Here is a 6,198-nt window from a genome sequence, read left to right as displayed (position 1 = left end):
TCCTGGTGCCCGGTGGGCGGGGTGCTGTTTCCGGGCGCCGGGGCCGGTGCGGTTAGCAACGGGGCCCGGGCAGGGGAGGCCAGTAGTGCTCCCAGGGTGGGCGGGCGAGGGGAGGAAAAGAGAGGGTGGGGCATGGCGCGATCCTTGATGTGCGATAAGTGGGAGCACCAGAACATAAGCACCTGACCGCGCTGCTTCAATTTCTTTATTACTAATTATTAGACTTTTTAGTTATTTTTATATCCTTTTGTTTTGTAATCAGGTGTCTGCTTCCGACATTTTTTTCACATCCCCTTGCTAGCATTCCTTGCAGAATCAAGGAGTTCTCCATGCCCACCTTTCTGCGCAAACCCCTCACCCGCATCGTGCTCACCGCTACCACCGGCCTTGTTGTGGCAACGCTCGGATTTTTCGCCTGGCAAAGCTTCTACCCCGTGCAGGCCGCTTCGGGTTGGCAGGTGGAGGTCGCGCACCGCAACGTGGACAAGGCTGCGTCGCTGCTTCCCCAGGCCGACGGCAGTCTGCTGGTAAGCCAGGAGCTGGACGATGGTCTGGGCAGTATTCTCAAGATTGCACCCGACGGTGAGCGCGAAGTGCTCGTGGACCAGCTGTCCAAGCCCGACGGCATGGTGGCGGCCAGAGGTGGCTGGGTCTTCAGCCAGGAAGGTGGCCTGGCGCCTGTGAGTCTGGCTGTCGATGGCCACGTCACACCGCTTTTCGACGGTATTGCGGTGCAGGGCCTTTGGAACGAGGGCAACCACCTTTATGCCATCGAAGACCGCAAGGGTGATGGCCGCTTGCTGCGCTATGACTGGCGCAGCGGCCAGGTGGATGTGCTGCGTTCGGGCCTGACCGAAGCTGAAGGGTTGACCCGATGCGGGGGTGGCCGGCTGCTGTACACCGAGAAAGCCGACGGGCAGATACGGGCGTTGTCCAAGGATGGCAAGGACCCTGTGGTGTTCGATGGCCTCAAGAACCCCACATTCCTGTTCTGCGACCAGCGTGGCCTTTGGATCAGTGAAGACAACACTCACCGGGCACGGCTGCTGCGCATAAAGCCCGATGGGACTCGCCAGACCGTGCTGTCGTTTCTCAAGGCGCCGCAGTCCATCGTGGCCGATGGCAGCGGCGGTTACTGGCTTGCTGAAGGCGGGCGGGATCGCGTGCTGCACTTGACCCCTCCATCGAAACAGCCCGCTGCTGCGTCAGACTGACGCCGCAAAAGCGCGAGCAGGTTCAATCCCCCAGGCGCTGCTCGCGCGATGGGGGATAACCGAAATAGGCGGCGTAGCATTTGCTGAAGTGCGACACCGAGACGAAGCCGCACGCCACCGCCACCTCCATCACCGAGAGATCGGAGTACTGCAGCAGGCGGCGACTTTTGGTGATGCGAAGTTCCATGTAGTAGCGCCGTGGAGAGGTGCCGAGCTGCGCCTGGAACAGGCGGTCTATCTGGCGGCGAGAGCGGCCGCTGTAAGCCGCCAACTGGTCCAGGCTGAGGGTTTCCTCAAGGTTGTTTTCCATCAGCTCGACGATGGTGCGCAGGTGCAAACTCATCGACTTCTTGGCCCCGGGGCCCACTTGCCGATAGCGGGCGCCCGAGAAGGACAGTATCTCCTCGACGCCCTCTGCCAGACCGTCACCGTACAGCCGTCGCACCAGCCCCAGCATCAGTTCCATCGCCCCGTTCGGGCTGGCGGCGCTCAGTCGGTCCCGGTCGAGTGTGAAGCTTGCGGGCGTGATACGCGTCTGCGGGCTGCGTTCGGCGAGGCTGGCACGTTGTTCGGGGTGAACGCTGCAGCCGTAGTCATCCAGCGCTCCGGCGCGGCCAAGAAACCATGCGCCATTCCACAGGCCGCCCAAGGCCATGCCGTGAGATGCGCAGTCCTGAAGCAAGCGGTCGAGCTCAGGGTATTTGAGCGGCGTACGCAAACCGCCGCAGACCACGAGCAAGTCCAAGTGCTTGAGGGCGGTTGCCGAAAGCTCGGTCGTGATCAACTCCAGCCCCAGGTCACTGAGCACACGGTCACCGGCAAGCGACAAGGGCGTGAATTGGAAGCTGTCCGCGCGCAGAAGATTAGCCGTGACCAGCACGTCCATGGCCACGGTGAAGCTGGCCATGGAGAAGTGTTCGAGCAAAACGAAGTCGACCCGATAGGGCGCCTCAACGCTGGCACTGCTGGCCTTTAACCGCAGCATGTTGCTGGTGCTGCTCTTTTTGCTGAACTGACGGGGTGTGGACACGCTGGACTCCGCTTCCTGGCTTCGCACCAAAGTGTGGCCGGTGCCCCTACGAAAGACAATCGGCAGGGTGGCTGTCGCCAATGTGCAGGTCGTGTTCAGGCATGCGCTGGGCGTCGGCCTGGGGCAGGCGGGTTGGATACACGCTGGCGCCGTTCAAATCGAACGGAACCCTGGGCGTCTTCGGTGAATCAATAGGGTAAGTGCCAATGGGAGGAAGCTCATGGAAATCGGAACGATTTGGTTCGTGGTGGCAATCATCTTGATTTTGCTGGAGATCTGGGCGATCTGGCACATCATGGGCAGCGATCGGCGCGCCGAGCGCAAGATGCTGTGGATTGTGTTCGTCGTGTGGGCACCGTTCCCTGGCCTGCCGATCTGGGCCTGGCGCGGGCCGCGTGCAGTCAAGGGCAAGGCAGTACTTGAAGAAAAGTGATTGCGCGCCAGGCGCGGGGGCGTCTGGCAGCCTCGCTGGTGGAGCCGCATAAATCATGTCCTAGGGCCGCTTCCGGCCCTTGACCTGAGGTTTGCTTGAGGTTGGATACTCGGCGCTCATTCCATGAACCGAGCACCCAAACCATGCAAACCCCCGCTTTTGAACTGAGCAACCCTCAATCTCTCTATGACCCCAGTGGCAACGGATACTCCCATGTGGCCGACGTGCTCTCAGGGAGCAGGCTGCTTTTCATCGCGGGTCAGGGTGGGGAGCAGGCCAGTGGGGCTCTATCCCCTGTTTTCGCCGATCAGGCGCGCCAGGCCCTTGCCAACCTGGAGCTGGCCTTGTGCAGCAAAGGGGCGGGCCTTGAGCATGTCTGCAAGCTCACCCTGCTGATCGTCGACCATAGCCAGGCGCGGCTCCAGCAATGGGTGGAAGCTGTGGACCACGCGTGGGGCCAGGCCCTAAAGCCTACCTGTACGCTCATACCGGTTCCACGCCTGGCCCTGGACGGAATGCTGATCGAGGTGGATGCCGTGGCGGCGCTGCCTGTCTCCTCCCAAGGTAGGTAGCGCCATCGACTGGCTGTGTAGTAAATCTCTGCTCAGGTTTGCGCCTTCCTGCGCGATAAGCACAGCGGTTCTCAGAGGTGACCACACCATGAGCACGACCTCATCCCCGATCGAACGGCCGTTGCTGAGCGCTTGGTTCTGGCCGGCCATGTTCAGCTTGATGGCCTTCGCTGCCAACTCGGTTTTTTGCCGGCTGGCACTCAAGGATGGCGCCGTCGACGCTATCAGCTTCACCGCGCTGCGCCTGGGCAGCGGCGCCTTGTTCCTGTGGTGGCTGGTAAGGTTGCGCAGTCCATGCTCAGGCACTGCCGGCAGTTGGCGAGGTGGCTTGGCGTTATTTTGCTACGCCTTTCTGTTCTCCGTCGCCTACCTTGATTTGAATGCAGGGGTAGGGGCATTGCTCTTGTTTGGCGCTGTGCAGCTGACCATGTTCGGCATGGCGTTGCTGCGTGGGGAACGCATCAGCCTGCGCACGTTGTCAGGCATGCTGATGGCTTTTTCAGGCCTGATCGTATTGCTGCTGCCTGGCAGCCACGCACCTGCACTGACGAGCGCCTTGCTGATGGTGGTCGCGGGTATAGCGTGGGGGATCTACACCTTGCTGGGGCAGGGATCACCTCGGCCGCTGGCCGACACGGCGGGCAACTTCATTCGCAGCGTGCCCTTCCTAGCCGTGTGTGCGCCGCTGATCGTTCTCGGTGCCGAGATGCGGTTCTCGATGGCCGGCGTGTTCTTTGCAGTGTGCTCTGGGATTTTGGCATCGGCGGCAGGTTACGCCGTCTGGTACAGCGTGGTGCGGCGCATCAGCGCGCAACAAGCCGCCACGTTGCAGCTGAGCGTGCCGGTGATCGCCGCGTTGGGTGGAATGCTCGTGATCGGCGAGACACTGTCGCTACGTGCCATGGCTGCCTGCGCGATTGTCCTGGGCGGGGTGGCCATCGCTGTCACTGCCCCCCGTCCACGGGCGCCGACACAGGCTTGAGGTGGCAGTGGCCGGCAAAGCCTGAGCGTGAGCAGGCTTGCCTAGAAGAAACTGCGCTGGGCCTTGAGGGTTACCACGCTCTCGCAATAGGTGTTGATCCCCGAATAAGCATCGCAGCCGCCACCGGTCAGGTTCGAGTCGCTGTAGATCAGGTTCAGGTCCAGGCCTAACCAGGGGCGCGACAACTGCATGGACCAGTCGGAGAAACCGTTGACCTGGCTGCCGTCGCCGATTGTGAATGGTGTGCCGAGCCGATGATGGGCCAGCTTGACCGTCAGGTCGGCGTTGAGCAGGGGGACTTGCCCGAAATCGGCATACAGAGTGCCGATCCGGTTGCTTGGGTTGTCTCGCAAGGCCCCGCCGAATCGGCTGCCCATTATGGAAATACCCCCATACAGCGCATGGCTCTGTGCACCTGCGATGTTGGGTTGGCTGTAGTGGATCACGCCGATCTCGTAACCCAGGGTACTGTCGAAGTGATGCTTGTAGCCGACGTAGTTGTCGACCCGCAGGGTGGACCCTGGCGCCACGCCCATGCTGGGCGTGTATTGCCCCACGTACCAACCACTGGTGTGACTGAAATCCAGGCCGCCGTGAAAGGCGCCGGTAGCGGCTGGGGAAATAAGCCCCTGGGCCATGCTGCGAGTAGGAGTCGTACTGAGGGTGAAGTCAAAGTCGCCCACTTCACGTTTGATCTGCTGGGCCAGGAGCGTGGGGCTGAACAGCAGGGCCGCGCTCAGCACTAGAAGGGGCCTGATCATGGTCGGCTTCCTGAAGGGCTTGCAGTAGAGCCTTGAAGGATACCGGGCCTGGCGCGCGGAGGAAACCTTGTTGCCTGCTCGGGCACGCAATGGCCTGTTTCGACGTGCAAAAAAAAAGGCGCGCCCCTGAGGAGCGCGCCTTCGAGATCATGCAGTTTCAGTGATCAGGCCACTTTGACGATCCAGCCTGCCGGAGCCTCGATGTCGCCGCTCTGAATGCCGGTCAATTCGTTGTAGAGCTTCTGGGTAACGGGGCCGACCTTCTCCAGGTCATGGAAAACATGCAGCTTGCCGTTGTACTCGATGCCGCCGATGGGCGTGATCACCGCCGCAGTGCCGCAGGCACCTGCCTCGACGAAGCGATCCAGCTGGCTGATTTCCACATCCCCTTCGATAACGGTCAGGCCCAGGCGAGACTGCGCCAGCTCCATCAGGGACAGGCGGGTGATACCCGGCAGCACCGAAGCCGACTTGGGCGTTACGAACTCGTTATTGGCCGTGATGCCGAAGAAGTTGGCCGAACCTACTTCCTCGATCTTGGAATGGGTCAACGGGTCCAGATAGATGGCATCGGCGAAGTTGGCCTTTTTCGCCTCATAGCCTGGTTGCAGGCTGGCGGCATAGTTACCACCCACCTTGGCAGCGCCGGTCCCTTGCGGAGCCGCGCGGTCGAAGCTGGAGATCTGGAAGTTGTGAGGCTTCATGCCGCCTTTGAAGTACGAGCCTACCGGGATGGCGAAGACGGAAAAGATGAACTCCGGCGCGGTGCGCACGCCAATGTTGTCACCCGTGCCGATGACGAATGGGCGCAGGTACAGGGCGCCTTTGCCGTGTGGCGGCACGAAGCGCTCGTTGGCCTTGACGACCTGCTTGCAGGCTTCGATGAACACGTCGGTGGGCACGTGGGGCATGAGCAGGCGCGCACAGCTGCGCTGCATGCGGGCGGCATTCTGGTCAGGGCGGAACAGGTTGATCGAGCCATCCTTGCAACGGTAGGCCTTCAGGCCTTCGAAGCACTGCTGGCCGTAATGCAGGGCCGTGGAGCCTTCGCTGATATGCAGCACGTTGTCTTCGGTCAGGGTGCCTTCATCCCACGCGCCATCGCGCCAGACAGACAGATAGCGTTTATCGGTCTTGATGTAGTCGAAGCCGAGCTTGTCCCAGTTAATGCTTTCGTTGCTCATGACACCCTCGTTGTCTTGCAAG

Annotated in this window: 7 protein-coding genes; 4 read left to right on the top strand and 3 right to left on the bottom strand. The window is 61.4% G+C overall.

All coding sequences use genetic code 11. The features are described 5' to 3' along the window. The first annotated feature begins 329 nt into the window (after positions 1-329). Complete coding sequence (locus ACK59L_RS08430; RefSeq protein ID WP_409272965.1) at positions 330-1,214, top strand: hypothetical protein; 885 nt, start codon at positions 330-332, stop codon at positions 1,212-1,214. Positions 1,215-1,236: 22 nt separating this feature from the next. Here ACK59L_RS08430 and ACK59L_RS08425 read toward each other — a convergent pair whose 3' ends face one another. Then, complete coding sequence (locus ACK59L_RS08425) at positions 1,237-2,244, bottom strand: GlxA family transcriptional regulator (RefSeq protein WP_196135384.1); 1,008 nt, start codon at positions 2,242-2,244, stop codon at positions 1,237-1,239. A gap of 220 nt (positions 2,245-2,464) precedes the next feature. On the opposite strand from ACK59L_RS08425, the gene ACK59L_RS08420 reads away from it, so the two are divergent. The 3 genes from ACK59L_RS08420 to ACK59L_RS08410 all read left to right on the top strand — a co-directional run bounded on the left by ACK59L_RS08420 (position 2,465) and on the right by ACK59L_RS08410 (position 4,231). Further along, positions 2,465-2,677: a PLDc N-terminal domain-containing protein gene (locus tag ACK59L_RS08420; RefSeq protein ID WP_023535666.1), complete on the top strand. Its 213-nt coding sequence runs from the start codon at positions 2,465-2,467 to the stop codon at positions 2,675-2,677. Positions 2,678-2,820: 143 nt separating this feature from the next. Beyond that, on the top strand, positions 2,821-3,249 hold the full coding sequence (locus ACK59L_RS08415) for a RidA family protein (RefSeq protein ID WP_409272963.1): 429 nt from the start codon (positions 2,821-2,823) through the stop codon (positions 3,247-3,249). Between the two features lie 88 nt (positions 3,250-3,337). Continuing rightward, positions 3,338-4,231, top strand: a complete 894-nt coding sequence (locus ACK59L_RS08410) for a DMT family transporter (protein WP_409272961.1) — start codon at positions 3,338-3,340, stop codon at positions 4,229-4,231. A 41-nt stretch (positions 4,232-4,272) separates the two neighbouring features. On the opposite strand, the gene ACK59L_RS08405 is transcribed toward ACK59L_RS08410, so the two are convergent. Continuing rightward, positions 4,273-4,992: a TorF family putative porin gene (locus ACK59L_RS08405; protein WP_409272959.1), complete on the bottom strand. Its 720-nt coding sequence runs from the start codon at positions 4,990-4,992 to the stop codon at positions 4,273-4,275. 164 nt (positions 4,993-5,156) lie between these two features. Next, positions 5,157-6,197, bottom strand: a complete 1,041-nt coding sequence (locus ACK59L_RS08400; protein ID WP_256674249.1) for a branched-chain amino acid aminotransferase — start codon at positions 6,195-6,197, stop codon at positions 5,157-5,159. Position 6,198: the final 1 nt, after the last annotated feature.

This window comes from Pseudomonas sp. KCJK9111 (genome assembly GCF_046231935.1).
GTDB classification, from domain to species: domain Bacteria; phylum Pseudomonadota; class Gammaproteobacteria; order Pseudomonadales; family Pseudomonadaceae; genus Aquipseudomonas; species Aquipseudomonas parafulva_B.
This window is presented reverse-complemented; position numbering and strand designations above follow the sequence as displayed.

Coding starts and splice junctions, on each gene's coding strand:
- ACK59L_RS08410 (WP_409272961.1), top strand. CDS start 3,338: ATGAGCACGACCTCATCCCCGATCGAACGGCCGTTGCTGAGCGCTTGG.
- ACK59L_RS08415 (WP_409272963.1), top strand. CDS start 2,821: ATGCAAACCCCCGCTTTTGAACTGAGCAACCCTCAATCTCTCTATGAC.
- ACK59L_RS08430 (WP_409272965.1), top strand. CDS start 330: ATGCCCACCTTTCTGCGCAAACCCCTCACCCGCATCGTGCTCACCGCT.
- ACK59L_RS08420 (WP_023535666.1), top strand. CDS start 2,465: ATGGAAATCGGAACGATTTGGTTCGTGGTGGCAATCATCTTGATTTTG.
- ACK59L_RS08405 (WP_409272959.1), bottom strand. CDS start 4,992: ATGATCAGGCCCCTTCTAGTGCTGAGCGCGGCCCTGCTGTTCAGCCCC.